This is a genomic window from Ekhidna algicida, assembly GCF_051379705.1.
In the GTDB taxonomy this organism is placed as follows: Bacteria; Bacteroidota; Bacteroidia; order Cytophagales; family Cyclobacteriaceae; genus Ekhidna.
Genome location: NZ_CP179868.1, coordinates 1,187,308 through 1,202,828, shown reverse-complemented (window position 1 = coordinate 1,202,828; position 15,521 = coordinate 1,187,308). Strand labels below are relative to the sequence as shown.

Genomic DNA, 15,521 nt, shown 5'->3' with positions numbered 1-15,521 from the left:
TTAAAATATTACGAAAATGGAAACAGTACAAGCTCCTGAAAAGGAAACAAAAAAGAAGAAGAAAGCACTGAAAAAGTTGATGATCATCAATTCCAAAGCTACGATAGATTCTGTGTACGCAGCATTGATTCTGGCGAATGGTGCCAGGATGGAAGGTCTCGATTCTGAAATATTTTGCACGTTTTTTGGTTTGGAAATGCTGCAGCCCAAAAAGATGGATAACCTGCATGTAGCCACAGTGGGAAACCCCGGCATGCATATTCCGACCATGATCGGTGGATTGCCAGGGATGGAAACACTGGCAAGTGCCATGATGAAACGAGAGATGGACAAATTGGACATTCCACCAGTGAGTGAATTTCTGGAGATCTATAAAGCATCCGGAGGTAAAGTGTTCGCTTGCAAGCTGGCAATGGATATGTTCCATCTTAAGAAAGAAGACCTCTGGGAAGAGTTAGATGATGTGTTGACTGTAGGTGATTTTTATGAACGCGGACAAGAAGAAGGGTCTCAGATCATATTTATATAGGATTTATATAGGATTAGATTCAAAAGGGTTCTTGAATAGGAGCCCTTTTTTTATATATCACTTATCTGTTTCAAAAGAGCTTTGTCTTCTATTTCCTCAAAATGTCCAGCCGCTTTATCATCATTCGCTTCATCCTCATCAGTCAAATACAGAAGACCTAAATACCACCGAGCCTGATCCTGAAAAAGGTGATTGGGATCATTCACCAACTGTAGGAGAACATCTTCAGCAGCGGTAAAATCTTTGATCGCCATGTAACTGATGCTTAACATCAATTGTGACCTGTAATCGTCAGGAGTTTCTTCAAGTTGAGTTTCGAACTTTGAAATTGCTGAATCATACGCCATGTCTCGGTAATGAATGGTTCCTAACATGTAGAGGTCGGTATCTTCAATCAAACCTCTGGGAGTTGTTTGGATGATATAAGGTTCAAAATATTCAGCGTAGAGTTCATCAGGAGTGGATGGTTTAGCCAGCGTCCATATCACCCAAGAAATAGAACCCAATAGTGCTAATAGTATGACGATTTTCCATGGGTTGAATCGTTGATTTGGCTCTTTTTTCTGTTTCATGCGACAATGTTTTCGATTTTAGTTTTCCATTGAATTTAGGGGCATACCACTTACACGTTGCCTACTCTACTGAATTGCCTATTAATTAAGCACAATATGGAAACTACTACACAAAACATAAATACACCTAAAATCAGCCGCAAATTGGTATTATCTACCTATGGAAATTATCTGAAAGAAAAACTCATGGCTGTTTACAACAATCACTTCCCATTCGATGAATTGAGCCCATTGGATCATTATTTAAACGAAGAAGGAGTTCCTGCTGAAAAAGATCGACTGGGTAATGCGAGAGTTGTGATCCAGATAAAAATGAATCCACTAAGGATAGAAGTGCAAGAGCTGTCAAGTCATCGCAAGCAAATTATTTGGCAAATGATCGGAGCCTGATTATCGGTACCGATAGACTTCATGCGGACCAAAATCCAGCAGGTCAATCGTTTGATCAAGTCGGGCTCCAAGCTTGACCGCAAGCTTTTTGGAAGGTTCATTGGAGCCATCGATGTAGCTGACAAGTGAATCAACTTTGAGCTCGTTCAACGCATAATCCTTTACTCTGATTCCAGCTTCAACTCCGAAACCTTTGCCTTGCGCCTCTGGCAAAAGCCAATAGCCAAGCTCGGGTTCCGGCCAGGGTTCGGAATTCCATAAACCGATGGTGCCAATGAGAATTCCAGACGTTCGTTCTTCCAGGGCCAGATAGGAGTAACCCATCAGCTCATAGTGCCCAATGTAGGTGGCCATCAGGCGCCATGAGTCTTCTGAATTTTTTACTCCACCAACAAAGCGTGCATTTTCTTCTTTGGAAAAAAACATTGCCATCTTCTGAAAATCATCAGCTTTCCACTGCCTGAATATCAATCTTTCCGTTTCCAGGTGAATCATAGGCTTTTGAGGAGGTTGTTTTATCAAATTTATCATATCTCCGTTGATATTGTAAGCCAAAAAGCGGCCTCAAAAAACGTACTCGTTTGATCAACTCAAACGTCAGCATGCTCCCTGCGAACGTGAAAATGTTGACGACTATGAATGTCCCAAATGAGTTTATATTCATTGGAAATAGTATATAGGTAGCTATATAAATGAATATCATGTGGATGATATATACAGGATATGCCGCCTGACTGAGATATGTCAAAGTCCTGCTTGGACGATTCAGATATTTATAGCCAAATCCAAATACAGTAAAAATCCAAAGACATGATTCTACAGCCATCAAATAGTCTGGAGTCCTAAGTTCGAAAAATAGTAACCTGATTAGATAGAAGGCGAAAGCATGGGCGAATAATATCCACCGTTGTTTTTTCACATTGTTCCAAAAAGTAGTTCCGGCGAAAACGCAGCAGAATCCGGTTAAGAAGGCGATAAATCCCAAAGCAAAGCCATGCCACGTCATCGCGTACATTTCATATTCTTGAGGCGCTACAAGTATTCCCTCAACAATAAATGGAATCATCAAGAGTATAAGGCTCCATGGATTGCCCAACACTTTCCTGATGCGTTGTCCAATCACACCTTGACTATTTCGTTTCAAATAGAAAAACAGAGGTGACAGCACCAGCACGTACACAAATATGTTTCCAAGAAACCACAGATGTGCAGGATGAGGCATGTATGAAATCTCCTGATGGTAATAATCCTGCCACAGTAAAACATGCAGCGGGACAATAGCTAGAATCCCGAAAATATAAGGTAGCAATATGCGTCTTGATCGTTCTGCTATGAGTTGCTTCCAATCTCTTCGCTGTATCGCAAACCATACACCCATACCTGAGACAAAGAATAATAGTGGTATCCTCCAGATATTCAACATGGACATGGGTATCCAAATGGCTTCAATAGGTTCATTGGTTTGAATAAAGCCAATGAACACGCCCCATGGCTGAAATGCGATGGCTACATGATAAATCAGCAGTAGCCCAATCGCAATGACTCTCAGCCAGTCAATATCGTGTCGTCTTTCAGCAATCATTGCGCGCTGCTTTTTATCATTTCAGCGATCACCGGACGCGCCTTCTCAATTTGATCATAGTCAAGCTTTAAACCCAAGGGACCCAAGTCTTTACTGATTTGATCATAGAATGGCTTCATATCTTCGAATGGAGCCGAGATGGTTTCCAATGCGGTAGAACCATAGTTGTTTCTGATATTGATATCTGCACCATTGTTCAGTAGCATTTTAGAGATTTCAGTTCTTCCAAAGAATGAAGCGGAATGCAGAGGTGTTGAGCCATCGGCACTTTTTACATTCAGGTCGGCTCCAGCTTTAATAAGTAGTTCGGCTACTTGAGGCTTTCCAAAAACTGCAGCAATACTTAAAGGTGCGGACCCATACTGATCTTTCTCATCAAGATCTGATTTAGCGGTAACGTGTGCTTTAAGTGCATCTAAATTTCCCATGAAAGCTGCTTCATGCAAGGTCATTTTAGGCGCGCTATCTTCAGATGTTGATTTTTGACCATTCGTGTCACACGCGGTAAGGCTTATTAGTGCTACAAGCAAGTAAGCCGATATGGATTTTCTAAAGGATTTCATTTTTAATGTTTTCATCGTTATTGTGTTTTTAATTTTTGATGATACAAAGGTCAGAAAGGAAGCAGGGGGAGAGTTATCAGGTATGAGACAAGATTTGTCAACTATGAATTTTCTCTTGTAACTATGAGTCAGTACTATAAACTATGATGCATAAGTCCCAATTTGTGTTGCTGAAGGGTGTTTATTTGACGATCATTGTTGCTACTTAAGCTCAACGCATATGGCTGATTTTCTGCATCCTGAAAACGATTTCCTGCAAAAGGTTATAGCTATTGTTGAGGAAAAATTAGCCGATGAACATTTTGAGGTTCCTGATTTGGCACAACAGCTGAACATGAGCCGATCCAATCTGCTAAGAAAGGTGAAAAGCTTATCGGGACTCTCTGTGAGTGTCTTTATCCGACAAGTGCGTCTGCACCATGCCAAGCAGTTTCTAAGAGATGATTCACTTACAGTCTCAGAAGTTTCATTCAAAGTTGGCTTTAACAGTACTTCCTATTTCACAAAATGCTTTCGTGAGACATTTGGATATCCGCCAGGGGAAGAGAAAAGTCAAGTAGTAGAAGAAACCGAAACTTTAGGTGAAGTAAAAGGGAGTCGATCAAAAGCCAGGCTTCTAATAATCATAGGTTCACTTATCGCGATTATTTCGGCGGTTTTGCTTACCAGAGAATCCGGCGAGCTTGTTGAGTTAGATAAATCGATCGCAGTACTGCCATTTAAAAATGATAGCAATGATTCATCCAACGTGTATATCATCAATGGACTGATGGAAACAATCCTGGATAATCTTCAGAAGATTGAGGATTTGGACGTGACCAGCAGGACCACTGTGGAAAAATACAGAAATGCGGTAAAGACCATTCCCGAACTGTCTCGCGAACTGAATGTCAGCTATTTCGTGGAGGGGAGCGGCCAAAAAGTCGGTAATCAAATATTGCTCACCATCCAGTTGATAGACGCTAAAAACGATCGTCACGTTTGGTCTCAACAGTATCAGCGAGAGGTGACGGATATATTCGAACTTCAGCAAGAGGTAGCCAAAAACATTGCAGATAAAATACAGGTAATCGTTACACCCGAAGAGCGAAAGCGAATCGAAAAGATTCCAACCGAAAATGCTGTGGCCTACGATTATTACCTCAAAGGCCTGGACTTAACAAACAACACCAAAACCCCTGACGGTTTAGTTGAAGCCATATCATACTTCGAGAAAGCCATTAATGAAGATCAACAATTTGCGCTGGCTCACGCATACATAGCTATTTGTTACTACTACCTCGATCTTTTCCAAGCCGTAAAAAAGTATGGTGTAGAGATAAATACCTACGCCGACAAAGCCCTTTTGTATGATGAAGAATTGCCGGAAAGCCTGATCGCAAAAGCACTATTCTACATGCAGGATGAGCAATATGAATTAGCGGTAAGCTACTTTGAAAAAGTACTGACTTATAGCCCAAATTCGAGCTGGGTGCACAATAGGCTATCCAGTATTTATACAGACTATCTGCCAAATACGGAGCAATACCTCAAACATGCTTTAAAAGGAATTCGATATGCAATTTCAGATCAGGATTCTGTAGAAGCTAGCTATACCTATCTTCATTTAGGGAATGCATTGATTGAAACGGGATTTATCAAGGAATCAGAGCAGTATCTACAAAAATCACTGGCATACAATCCAGATAATCTATTTTCTGAATACGTATACATCTACCTTAGATTGGCTCAGAATTTTGATTTGCAACGCGCCAAAGAAGAACTCATTGCTACATGGAAAAAAGATACCATGCGCGTAGACATCCTCCAGGAAATAGGCAAGGTGTGCTATACGATGGAAGATTATGAGGAAGCATGGAAATACTATGACAAATTCCTATTAATCAAAGAAATGTTCGATCTGGATATCTACAATGCAGAAGATGCTAAAATCGCATTTGTATTGGATCAGCTCGGGAGAGAAGAAGAAGCGGATGAGTTCTATAAGAAGTTTTTTATTCATGCGCAAAACGATCAGACAATCTACCGTAGTTTAAATTTATGCGCGTACTATGCCAACCAGGGAGAAGTAGAAAAAGGGATGGAATATTTCAAGGCCTTCACAGAGGAAAAGGATTACTTCTATTGGTTGATTTTATTCCTTGATAAGGATCCTATGATACTTCAACTCTCTGATCATCCTGACTTTAAAGAAACTCTAAATATTATCACCGAAAATTTTTGGACTCAGCATAAGGAGTTAAGAAAGCTGCTGGAAGAAGAGGGAGTGATATAAAAAAGGCGGCTCCTTGAACCGCCCAAAATTCTTTTTTGATTCAGAGAAATAAGGTCAATTTTTCACAAACACCTTATCACTTTCAGGGTGATGCGTTTGATACATGTGGTAGTTGATGCCATCTTTAAGACCCACGTCCGGAACAATGATATTTTTTGCTTTGGCTGACCTCATAACTGAGACATATATATCCGATGCGGGTACAATGACATCTGCTCGATCAGGATTCAATTGAAGTTTATTTAGACGATCCTCTAATGTGAGATTCTTTAATACATCCTGAGTTTTCATGAGTGTTTCTAAGCTCATCTTTCGAGATTTGGGATTTGAGCGTGAGAGTTCGAATAGCTTGTTAATATTCCCACCTGTTCCAACTGCGGTGATTTTTTCTCCCTTTTTGAATGCATATTTTATTACCCAGTTACGCATTTCTTGCCAGGCTTCAGGAGAGTCTCTTCCTTCCAGAGTTCTAACTGAACCAATTTTAAATGAATGAGAATATACTTTCTCATGATTTTCATAGATGTTAAGCTCAGTGCTGCCACCACCTACATCTATATGTATGTAATGACCATCATCTAAACCTTGAAGGATAACTTTATTTATCATTTCGGCTTCTTCATCACCAGAAATAATTTGAATCGGGAGATCAAGCTCATGGCGCACTTTCTCTACTATTGCATGCCCATTTTCTGATTCACGCATTGCAGATGTGGCACATCCATAAAAAGCATCAATCTCATAGAGATCAATCAGATTTTTAAAAGCAGTCATTAATTTGAAAAACCGCTCAATATTGTATTCGCTAATTTTTCCTTCTGAAAAAACATCATGTCCAAGTCTAAGAGGGAACCTAACATACTCCAGCTTTTTGAAAGTAATGAGTTTTTCATACTCCAAGACGCGAGTGATTTGCAGCCTTACGGCATTTGATCCAATATCAATGGCAGCCAATTTCATACGGTTAAAATTAGTAGATTCTAATTCCAACCAACTGATAATTGAAGGTAATAAACAGAGAGGTCTTAATTAGCAATTGAAATTCTGGTGGATTTCATTATGGTACCATTGGCCTCATCATGTACTATTAGTATATAAACACCTCTTGGAAGGTTAGCTTCTGATTGATTGATGGTCCACCGATTATTAGAACTTAATTTCCTCTCATGTACAATCCCACCTTCCGTGGAATAAATTGTCAAAACAGGCTGAGAAATAGTGCGATTTGCAGATATTTTAAATTGATCAGTAGTTACTGGATTTGGAAATACAGATATTTTATCCTCCTGAATAGAAAAGGAAATAGAAATAATTTGATGATACTCAAACTCCCCGTTGAAATCAACTTGTTTCAGTTGATAAAAGTAATTGCCATTGGATACATCCAAATCTGCAAATGAATACTCAACTATATTATTTGAGTTCCCAAATCCATTAATTTTAGTAATAGAATAGAAGTTTTGACCATCTGTAGATTTTAACACTTCAAAATAGTCATTGTTTATTTCTACAGCTGTAGACCATTTTAAATAGATCTCATTCTCTGTTTTCTCTCCTTCAAAATAAAGCAGCTCTACTGGTAGCGCCGGCTCGCCTTCCAAGGTCACGTTAGCTCCATCATCACTTGTGACAACTGTCCCGTAAGCCTCCTCGGCTGTCATCATCTCAATAATACTAATGTTCAAAGTTCCTCCACTCTCAACATGGATACCACTTCCTGAGTTAAGAGCATCAGCACCTTTCCACCGGTCCTGAATGTCTAAACTTCCACCATCTTTTATAATAATTCTGTCTACATCATTCGGTACATCACCCGGTAGATCTTGATCGAATAATAAATCATCAAAAGTGACTAGACTCCCATAAATATTTAGTGTAGAACTTTGCCCGTCATCGTTTAAAATCAGATCATCAATATTCATAACTAAATCAGCTTGCAGATCAACAACTGATGTTCCATATAGTGAAAGATCTCCCCAGTAATTTAAATCAGGATCATCATTAAGGTCGATTGTACCATCTAGGTTAGCAGCGGCATCATGGAATTCTAAATTTCTATTTTCATTTGTGACAGTAAGCGTAGCATCGCTTTCCATGGTAAAAGTTCCACCTGTAACAATTATGCTACTATTAGATTGAATTTCACCTCCTGTCATGCTAAATGTAGAATTGGTAAGAATTAATTGCTCACCCTCTCCTTCAACACCATTGTTATCTAGAAGACCACCAGAAATAGTGAGCGTTGCATCAGTCATTGACAACTTATCGGATACATCAAGTTCCCCTCCGGTTATTTCTATTTCACCACCATTGGTCACAGTGATGAACTCAGAAGTAAAAAGACCTCCAGATACTACTGCCAGTTTGCTATTACTTCCAGAAACATAGGTATACATCTCACCACCAATATCAAGTGTATTTGCAATCCTTAACTCTCCTCCGTTTTGGATATGTATTTGATCTGGCCTAAAGTCGGAGACAACATCTACAATAGCTAAATTTCCATTAATATATATAGTAGATCCATTTGAAGGTAAGCCTGGTGTCCAGTTTGCAGGATCATTCCAGTTTGAACCTCCACCAACCCATGTCTGTGCATTTAGCAATCCAGATGATAATAAAAAGAATGCAAAAAATCCGTTCTTAAAAAAAGTAGATTTCATAATAATTTAGTTTTTAGTGATACTGATCTATAACAAGGATGAAGGGTGTAGATTTTGACTGTCTACAAAGAAAATTCTGTAGCGTATCATCAAAAAAATAGAGAGGTGTACTATGGGTGTACAAAATGAATCTGATTGTCGCCACTAAGCATTATAGTTATGCCAGTATTGATGCTCCCCGTTAATTAAGCAGCTATTATAATGAAGCTGATTATATTTGCATCACTTATCAAGAAAGACCGAGGGATTGGGCCTGATGACGTCTTAGCAACCTGATTGCCAGCGAGCAATTTTCGGTGCTACTTCCCATCCTGCAAGTAGCAGGGCAGATGAGCGAATCCGTACGGAACTTTCTCTGGTAAGTAAGCTTTAACCCAGAGAATGAAGAAATTAATAGATACATTATATAAAAGAATCCTGGTACTCGACGGAGCAATGGGCACTATGATTCAACGTCATAACCTTGAAGAAGGCGACTTTAGAGAAGAGAGACTTAAAGATCATCCACATTCTTTGAAGGGAAATAATGATCTACTTTCAATTACAAGGCCGGATATAATTATAGACATTCATTCCGAGTATTTTAAAGCGGGAGCTGATATAGCAGAAACAAATACTTTTTCAAGCACGACCATCGCTCAAGCTGATTATGGTTTGGAAGAATTTGTCTACGAATTGAACTATCAATCCGCAAAAATTGCATGCGATGTAGCAGATGAGTTTACTCACAACAATCCAGGCAAACCACGTTTTGTTGCAGGTTCTATGGGACCAACCAATCGTACGGCATCATTGTCACCAGACGTGAATGACCCTGGATTTAGAGCTGTGACTTTTGAGGAATTGAAAGTGGCATATAGGCAGCAAGCTGAAGCTTTGATTGATGGTGGAGTAGACATGCTTTTGGTGGAAACTGTGTTTGACACGCTTAATGCCAAAGCTGCGCTTTTTGCAATAGAGGAGATAAATGAAGAGCGGAATATTGAGATTCCTGTGATGGTTTCGGGTACCATTACAGATGCTTCTGGCCGAACACTATCGGGTCAAACTACGGAGGCATTTTTAATATCTATTTCTCACATGGATCTTTTAAGTGTTGGATTAAACTGCGCTTTGGGTGCAGCTCAGCTAAGACCTTACCTCAAAACACTGGCAGATAAGTCTGATTTTTTCGTGAGTGCACACCCCAACGCGGGACTTCCCAACGAATTCGGTCTATACGATGAATCACCAGAAATGATGGCACAGCAAATAAAAGAGTTTCTAGATGAGGGACTGATCAATATTATCGGCGGATGTTGTGGAACCACCCCAGAGCATATTAAAGAAATTGCTCAGTTGGCTGCAGAGTACGAACCAAGAAGAAGGGAAGCAATAGCATGAAACCACTAGTTCTATCCGGGCTTGAACCCCTAATAGTTACGGAGCTAACCAATTTTGTAAATGTTGGCGAACGAACAAATGTGACTGGCTCTAAACGCTTTGCCAGACTTATAGCAGAAGATAAATATGATGAAGCACTGGAAGTAGCACTTGATCAAGTAAGAGGTGGTGCTCAAATCTTGGATGTAAACATGGATGAGGGCATGCTAGATGGGAAAAAAGCCATGATTAAATTCCTCCACCTCATAGCGTCTGAGCCCGAAATTGCCCGAATCCCAATAATGATTGATTCATCCAAGTGGGAAATCATCGAAGCTGGATTACAATGCATTCAAGGGAAAGGGGTGGTCAACTCCATCAGCCTCAAGGGAGGAAAACAAGAATTTATAGAGCAGGCTACGAAAGTGAAACGATATGGAGCCGCGATTATCGTCATGGCTTTTGATGAAAGAGGACAAGCTGACAGCTATGAGAGGCGAATTGAGATTTGTGAGAGAAGCTACAGAATCTTAGTTGATCGGGTAAAATTTCCGCCACAGGATATCATTTTCGATCCAAACATTTTCCCTGTTGCCACAGGAATTGAAGAACATAATAATAATGCAGTTGATTTTTTCAACGCTGCTACGTGGATTAAACAAAACCTGCCAGGTGCTAAAATCAGTGGCGGAGTAAGTAATGTTTCTTTTTCGTTTCGTGGAAATAATGTGGTTAGGGAAGCGATGCATTCAGCATTCCTGTATCATGGTATCATGGCAGGAATGGATATGGGAATTGTCAACGCCGGGATGATCGAGGTATACGATGAAATTCCCAAGGATTTACTGGAACGTGTTGAAGATGTTTTGCTGAATAGGAGAGAAGATGCAACGGAACGTTTGCTGACTTTTGCCGAAAATGTAAAGGGCTCAGGCAAGCAAAAAGTGGAAGATCTGAGTTGGAGAGAAACAGATGTTGAAGGAAGGCTTTCTCATGCTTTGGTAAAAGGAATTGTGGATTTTATTGAAGCGGATACAGAGGAGGCTCGACAAAAGTATGATAGCCCTTTAAAAGTGATTGAAGGACCTCTAATGGATGGAATGAATGTGGTTGGCGACCTTTTTGGTAGCGGTAAAATGTTTCTTCCGCAAGTAGTGAAAAGCGCTCGAGTCATGAAAAAATCGGTTGCTTACCTCACACCATATTTAGAAAAAGAGAAAGCCTCAGGCAATGCTAGAGGTAAGATCCTTTTAGCAACCGTAAAGGGGGATGTGCATGATATTGGAAAAAATATTGTAGGAGTAGTGATGGCATGCAACAATTTTGAAATTGAGGATATGGGAGTGATGGTGCCTGCTGACAAAATATTGGATCGGGCTCAAGAAATCAATGCCGATATCATCGGACTAAGTGGACTAATTACTCCATCACTTGATGAGATGGTATATGTGGCAGAAGAGATGAAGCGCAGAAACATGAATACTCCGCTACTAATAGGAGGAGCTACAACCTCTAGAATTCACACGGCCGTGAAAATTGCTCCAAAGTATGATAAAACAGTGGTTCATGTATTGGATGCATCTAAAAGTGTAGGTGTATCCACAAGTTTACTGAGCGATCGATCTCCAGAATTTAGTGAGCTGATCAAGTCGGAATACAGGGAGCTGGCAGCTTCACATGCCTTAAGAAACGAGACCAAAAACTACATCTCATATACGCAAGCAAAGAGTAATTCGAGTCCAATAGATTGGTCGGGTCAGAAATCAACCCGACCCAATAAAGAAGAAATTACCATTTTCGAAAACTACGATTTATCGGAAATTAGGAAATATATCGACTGGACGCCTTTCTTTTCTACCTGGATGCTCAAAGGAAAGTACCCGGCTATTTTCGAAAATCCAACGGTGGGAAAGGAAGCAAAAAAGCTATTTGAAGACGCACAGTATATGCTTGACGAAATCATTGAGAATGAATCACTCCACGCCAATGCAGTAGTCGGATTATTTGAAGTAAAGAGAACCGGTGATGACGTGGAGGTGGTTAATCAAAACAAGCAATTTCACTTTCTCAGGCAGCAGGGAAAAAAAGCTCCAAATATTCCTAACCTTTCACTAGTGGATTTCATTAATCCTTCTCAAAAAGATTACATGGGTGGATTTGCAGTAACAGCTGGAATTGGTATTGAAAAGTTGATTGAGAAATACAAAGCAGATCACGATGATTATAAAGAAATCATGGTCAAGGCACTAGCCGATAGACTAGCTGAGGCATTTGCCGAATTGATGCATGAAAAAGTCAGAAAAGATCTTTGGGGATATGCCTCCGATGAGAAGTGGTCAAATGAAGATCTAATCAAGGAGAAGTATGAAGGTATTCGCCCGGCGCCCGGCTATCCTGCCTGCCCTGATCACACGGAGAAAAGAACATTGTTTGATCTGCTCGAAGTAGAAAAAAATGCCGGAATAAAACTCACCGAATCATTTGCTATGTATCCAGCATCATCAGTAAGTGGCTTCTATTTCGCTCACCCTGATTCCAAATATTTTGGGCTAGGCAAGATTGGAAGAGACCAGGTGGAAGATTATGCAAAAAGAAAACAAATGAAGGTTGAGGAAGTTGAAAAATGGCTTGCTCCGAATTTAAGTTATAAACAATGAAGGTAGTTGATCATATTAAGGAAGCAGATAGCACTTTGTTCTCACTGGAAATCATTCCCCCAAAAAAAGGAGATAGTATTCGAAATCTTTTTGATCAAATAGATCCATTGATGGAGTACAAACCTCCATTTATTGACGTCACTTATCATCGAGAAGAGTACGTATATAAAGAGCGTGAAAACGGTCTTTTGGAAAAGCGAAGTATTAAAAAGCGACCTGGAACAGTAGGTATATGTGCGGCTATTCAAAATCACTACCAGATCGATGCTGTTCCACATATTATCTGCGGTGGGTTTTCTAAAGAAGAAACTGAAAACGCATTGATTGATCTTGATTTTTTAGGAATAGATAATGTATTGGCACTTCGTGGAGATAATATTAAGTCTGAGCGAGAGTTCAAGCCAGAACCCGATGGCAATGCTTATGCATCTGACTTAGTGGAACAAATTGCTGCGATGAATAAAGGTGAATACCTGGATGAAGAACTGCAAAATGCTATTCCATCAAATTTTTGTATCGGCGTGGCGGGCTATCCCGAGAAGCACTTTGAAGCTCCGAATATGAATTTCGATCTTAAGTGGTTGAAGAAAAAAGTAGAATTGGGAGCTGAATATATTGTGACGCAGATGTTTTTTGATAATAAGGCTTACTTCAAGTTTGTAGATGATTGTAGAGCCATTGGCATCAACGTACCCATTATTCCGGGTATAAAACCAGTAGCAGTTAAAAAACACCTCACCATTCTGCCCAATATTTTCAAAATTGACTTGCCCGATGAGCTTGAGCAGGAAATTGGAAAATGTAAAGACAATGCTGCCGTAAGAGAATTGGGCATCGAATGGGGAACTCAACAATGTCGTGAATTGATCGATGCAGGAGTTCCAGTCCTTCATTTTTACAGTATGGGAAAATCAGATGCAATCCATCGGATAGCGAAGGAGTTTTTTTAGCTTTGAACTCAATTAACCATTACCCCAAACAGCTCCATGAAAATTGTTGAATGTCCGAGAGACGCCATGCAAGGCTTGCATGACTTCATTCCTACTGAAACCAAGATCAACTACATCAACCAACTCCTCAAGGTTGGCTTTGATACCATTGATTTCGGAAGCTTCGTGTCTACCAAAGCCATTCCACAAATGCGAGATACAGCAACTGTTTTAGAGGGATTGAACCTATCGGAAACCCGATCGAAGCTCTTGGCTATTGTGGCTAATATCCGTGGAGCCAAAGATGCCTGCCAGTTTGATGAAATCAATTATTTAGGCTACCCACTTTCTTTATCAGAAACCTTTCAGCAGCGAAATACCAACCGTTCGATTAATGATGCTTTCAACGATCTTGCAGAAATGCAGGAGCTTTCCGAAGATCATGAAAAAGTGTTGGTGGTGTACTTGTCAATGGGATTTGGGAATCCATACGATGATCCATATGAAATGGACTATGTGGGAGAATTCGTTGATAGACTTGACAAAATGGAAGTACAGATTATCTCTCTGGCTGATACCATTGGTGTTTCTAATCCATCGAAGATTTCAACCTTGTTTACTACTCTGATTCCAAAATTCCCTCACATAGAGTTTGGAGCCCATTTACACTCAACACCAGATACCATTGCCGAAAAGGTGGAGGCTGCTTACGAGTCAGGCTGCAGAAGGATGGACGGTGCAATCAAAGGATTTGGAGGATGCCCTATGGCAAAGGACGATTTAACAGGCAATATGGCAACTGAAAAAATGCTTGAGTATTTTTCCTCCAATGACATTGAAACAGGCTTGGATCTGGATGCTTTTAATCAGGCATTGGCTCAAAGCTCTGAAGTATTCAATTAACGAGTCCAAACTTTTTTCCAGGTAAACTCTTTACCAAGTTCTTAAACTCCAAACTTAAAAGATGTGAAGCTACCTGATTGATGGGAATTTGTGTTTGCAGCGCAATTAGATCTATTTCTATAGGTGAGCGATTTTGTGAGAGGAGATCAAAAATTGATTGTTCGTCAGCATTCAGTTCAGGTATGATTCTTAATTCATCATCCTTATCCGCTTTAAGATTCCAATTCAAGTTGTAAAGCAGGTCTTCCACACCTGTATAAATCAATGCACGTTGAGTTGCTATTAATCTATTGGTGCCTTCTGAATAAGTATGTCCAACGTCTCCCGGAACTGCAAAAACAAGTCGATCATAAGAATCTGCTATATGAGCAGTAATCAATGCTCCACCTTTCGCCGCTGCTTCAACTACGATAGTTGCATCCGTCATGCCCGCGATTATTCTGTTCCTAGCTGGAAATAAGTGTGGGTCTGGTTTTGTGCCTGGTGGACTTTCTGAAATAATTCCTCCAGTCTCCTGCATCTGCTCGGCATACTTTTTATGCACGGACGGATAAATGCGATCCAATCCGCCAGCTAAAACGGCAAAAGTTGAAATTTGATTTTTCAAAGATGCCTTATGCGATTGAATGTCTATGCCATAAGCCAATCCACTTACAATAGTTATGTTCAGCGCACTCAGGTCAGAAACGATCTTATCCGTAATGGTTTTTCCATATACTGTTGCCTTACGCGTACCTACAATTGCAATGGACATTTCTGGGTTCAGATCACCTGAACCTTTCTTATAAATGATATTTGGGGAATCAGGGGTCTGTTTTAAGCGACGAGGGTATAAAGGATTGCTGTAATGAAGCACCTCAGCTCCAATATTATCGGCAGACTTTAAAATTCCTTCAGCCTCCTTGAAAGGGCTTGCAGAAGATATGACGTTCGCCATCTTTTCTCCTACCCCAGGGATCTTGAGCAACTTGCTTTTTGGAGCTTTGAAAACGTCAGCTGCTGATCCACAATAGCTTATAAGCTGTTTGGTTCCTCTGCTCCCCACACCTGGGATAAGCTCGAGTGAAAGCTGGAAGATCAAATCTTCCGACATGGA

At 40.2% G+C, this 15,521-nt stretch carries 14 protein-coding genes and 1 riboswitch; of the genes, 7 read left to right on the top strand and 7 right to left on the bottom strand.

Going from position 1 to position 15,521, the window contains the following annotated elements; genetic code table 11:
• The first annotated feature begins 16 nt into the window (after nucleotides 1-16).
• Nucleotides 17-529, top strand: coding sequence for a DsrE/DsrF/DrsH-like family protein (locus tag ACL8WY_RS05035; protein WP_436517334.1), 513 nt, complete (start codon nucleotides 17-19; stop codon nucleotides 527-529).
• Nucleotides 530-579: 50 nt separating this feature from the next.
• Here the strand turns inward: ACL8WY_RS05035 and ACL8WY_RS05030 are convergent, their stop codons facing one another.
• A complete protein-coding gene (locus ACL8WY_RS05030; protein WP_436517333.1) occupies nucleotides 580-1,101 on the bottom strand; it encodes a tetratricopeptide repeat protein in 522 nt (173 codons plus the stop codon).
• A 96-nt stretch (nucleotides 1,102-1,197) separates the two neighbouring features.
• Between ACL8WY_RS05030 and ACL8WY_RS05025 the strand changes: the two genes are divergently transcribed.
• Nucleotides 1,198-1,491, top strand: a complete 294-nt coding sequence (locus tag ACL8WY_RS05025; protein WP_436517332.1) for a hypothetical protein — start codon at nucleotides 1,198-1,200, stop codon at nucleotides 1,489-1,491.
• Here ACL8WY_RS05025 and ACL8WY_RS05020 read toward each other — a convergent pair whose 3' ends face one another.
• From ACL8WY_RS05020 to ACL8WY_RS05010, 3 genes are read right to left on the bottom strand one after another with little or no spacing between them, the layout of a single operon-like run.
• Nucleotides 1,492-1,923, bottom strand: coding sequence for a GNAT family N-acetyltransferase (locus tag ACL8WY_RS05020; RefSeq protein WP_436517331.1), 432 nt, complete (start codon nucleotides 1,921-1,923; stop codon nucleotides 1,492-1,494).
• Between the two features lie 13 nt (nucleotides 1,924-1,936).
• Nucleotides 1,937-3,073 (bottom strand): acyltransferase family protein, encoded by a 1,137-nt coding sequence (locus tag ACL8WY_RS05015; protein WP_436517330.1) that lies wholly within the window; start codon nucleotides 3,071-3,073, stop codon nucleotides 1,937-1,939.
• On the bottom strand, nucleotides 3,070-3,651 hold the full coding sequence (locus ACL8WY_RS05010; protein WP_436517329.1) for an ankyrin repeat domain-containing protein: 582 nt from the start codon (nucleotides 3,649-3,651) through the stop codon (nucleotides 3,070-3,072). Before ACL8WY_RS05010 ends, ACL8WY_RS05015 begins: the two co-directional genes overlap by 4 nt.
• A gap of 205 nt (nucleotides 3,652-3,856) precedes the next feature.
• Between ACL8WY_RS05010 and ACL8WY_RS05005 the strand changes: the two genes are divergently transcribed.
• Nucleotides 3,857-5,911 (top strand): helix-turn-helix domain-containing protein, encoded by a 2,055-nt coding sequence (locus ACL8WY_RS05005; protein ID WP_436517328.1) that lies wholly within the window; start codon nucleotides 3,857-3,859, stop codon nucleotides 5,909-5,911.
• A 54-nt stretch (nucleotides 5,912-5,965) separates the two neighbouring features.
• On the opposite strand, the gene ACL8WY_RS05000 is transcribed toward ACL8WY_RS05005, so the two are convergent.
• Nucleotides 5,966-6,871, bottom strand: a complete 906-nt coding sequence (locus tag ACL8WY_RS05000; protein WP_436517327.1) for a Ppx/GppA phosphatase family protein — start codon at nucleotides 6,869-6,871, stop codon at nucleotides 5,966-5,968.
• Nucleotides 6,872-6,936: 65 nt separating this feature from the next.
• Nucleotides 6,937-8,574, bottom strand: coding sequence for a T9SS type A sorting domain-containing protein (locus ACL8WY_RS04995; RefSeq protein WP_436517326.1), 1,638 nt, complete (start codon nucleotides 8,572-8,574; stop codon nucleotides 6,937-6,939).
• A gap of 223 nt (nucleotides 8,575-8,797) precedes the next feature.
• Nucleotides 8,798-8,910: riboswitch (SAM riboswitch) on the top strand.
• Nucleotides 8,911-8,955: 45 nt separating this feature from the next.
• Between ACL8WY_RS04995 and ACL8WY_RS04990 the strand changes: the two genes are divergently transcribed.
• From ACL8WY_RS04990 to ACL8WY_RS04975, 4 genes are read left to right on the top strand one after another with little or no spacing between them, the layout of a single operon-like run.
• Nucleotides 8,956-9,957, top strand: coding sequence for a homocysteine S-methyltransferase family protein (locus ACL8WY_RS04990; RefSeq protein ID WP_436517325.1), 1,002 nt, complete (start codon nucleotides 8,956-8,958; stop codon nucleotides 9,955-9,957).
• Complete coding sequence (gene metH / locus ACL8WY_RS04985; protein ID WP_436517324.1) at nucleotides 9,954-12,593, top strand: methionine synthase; 2,640 nt, start codon at nucleotides 9,954-9,956, stop codon at nucleotides 12,591-12,593. The genes ACL8WY_RS04990 and metH overlap by 4 nt, the downstream gene beginning before the upstream one ends.
• Nucleotides 12,590-13,543, top strand: coding sequence for a methylenetetrahydrofolate reductase [NAD(P)H] (gene metF / locus ACL8WY_RS04980; RefSeq protein ID WP_436517323.1), 954 nt, complete (start codon nucleotides 12,590-12,592; stop codon nucleotides 13,541-13,543). The genes metH and metF overlap by 4 nt, the downstream gene beginning before the upstream one ends.
• A 36-nt stretch (nucleotides 13,544-13,579) precedes the next feature.
• Nucleotides 13,580-14,425 carry a hydroxymethylglutaryl-CoA lyase gene (locus tag ACL8WY_RS04975; protein WP_436517322.1) on the top strand — a complete coding sequence of 282 codons (846 nt, stop codon included), beginning with the start codon at nucleotides 13,580-13,582 and terminating at the stop codon, nucleotides 14,423-14,425.
• Here the strand turns inward: ACL8WY_RS04975 and dprA are convergent.
• Entirely contained in the window at nucleotides 14,418-15,518 is a 1,101-nt protein-coding gene (gene dprA / locus ACL8WY_RS04970) for a DNA-processing protein DprA (RefSeq protein ID WP_436517321.1), read from the bottom strand. The two genes, ACL8WY_RS04975 and dprA, sit on opposite strands and share 8 nt — an antisense overlap.
• Between the last annotated feature and the right edge of the window lie 3 nt (nucleotides 15,519-15,521).

Excerpts from the sequence above, each read along its gene's own strand:
- ACL8WY_RS05030 (WP_436517333.1), bottom strand. The coding sequence starts at position 1,101 with ATGAAACAGAAAAAAGAGCCAAATCAACGATTCAACCCATGGAAAATC.
- ACL8WY_RS05015 (WP_436517330.1), bottom strand. The coding sequence starts at position 3,073 with ATGATTGCTGAAAGACGACACGATATTGACTGGCTGAGAGTCATTGCG.
- ACL8WY_RS05020 (WP_436517331.1), bottom strand. The coding sequence starts at position 1,923 with ATGGCAATGTTTTTTTCCAAAGAAGAAAATGCACGCTTTGTTGGTGGA.
- metH (WP_436517324.1), top strand. The coding sequence starts at position 9,954 with ATGAAACCACTAGTTCTATCCGGGCTTGAACCCCTAATAGTTACGGAG.
- ACL8WY_RS05025 (WP_436517332.1), top strand. The coding sequence starts at position 1,198 with ATGGAAACTACTACACAAAACATAAATACACCTAAAATCAGCCGCAAA.
- ACL8WY_RS05000 (WP_436517327.1), bottom strand. The coding sequence starts at position 6,871 with ATGAAATTGGCTGCCATTGATATTGGATCAAATGCCGTAAGGCTGCAA.
- ACL8WY_RS05005 (WP_436517328.1), top strand. The coding sequence starts at position 3,857 with ATGGCTGATTTTCTGCATCCTGAAAACGATTTCCTGCAAAAGGTTATA.
- ACL8WY_RS05035 (WP_436517334.1), top strand. The coding sequence starts at position 17 with ATGGAAACAGTACAAGCTCCTGAAAAGGAAACAAAAAAGAAGAAGAAA.
- ACL8WY_RS04995 (WP_436517326.1), bottom strand. The coding sequence starts at position 8,574 with ATGAAATCTACTTTTTTTAAGAACGGATTTTTTGCATTCTTTTTATTA.
- ACL8WY_RS04990 (WP_436517325.1), top strand. The coding sequence starts at position 8,956 with ATGAAGAAATTAATAGATACATTATATAAAAGAATCCTGGTACTCGAC.
- ACL8WY_RS05010 (WP_436517329.1), bottom strand. The coding sequence starts at position 3,651 with ATGAAAACATTAAAAATGAAATCCTTTAGAAAATCCATATCGGCTTAC.
- metF (WP_436517323.1), top strand. The coding sequence starts at position 12,590 with ATGAAGGTAGTTGATCATATTAAGGAAGCAGATAGCACTTTGTTCTCA.
- dprA (WP_436517321.1), bottom strand. The coding sequence starts at position 15,518 with ATGTCGGAAGATTTGATCTTCCAGCTTTCACTCGAGCTTATCCCAGGT.
- ACL8WY_RS04975 (WP_436517322.1), top strand. The coding sequence starts at position 13,580 with ATGAAAATTGTTGAATGTCCGAGAGACGCCATGCAAGGCTTGCATGAC.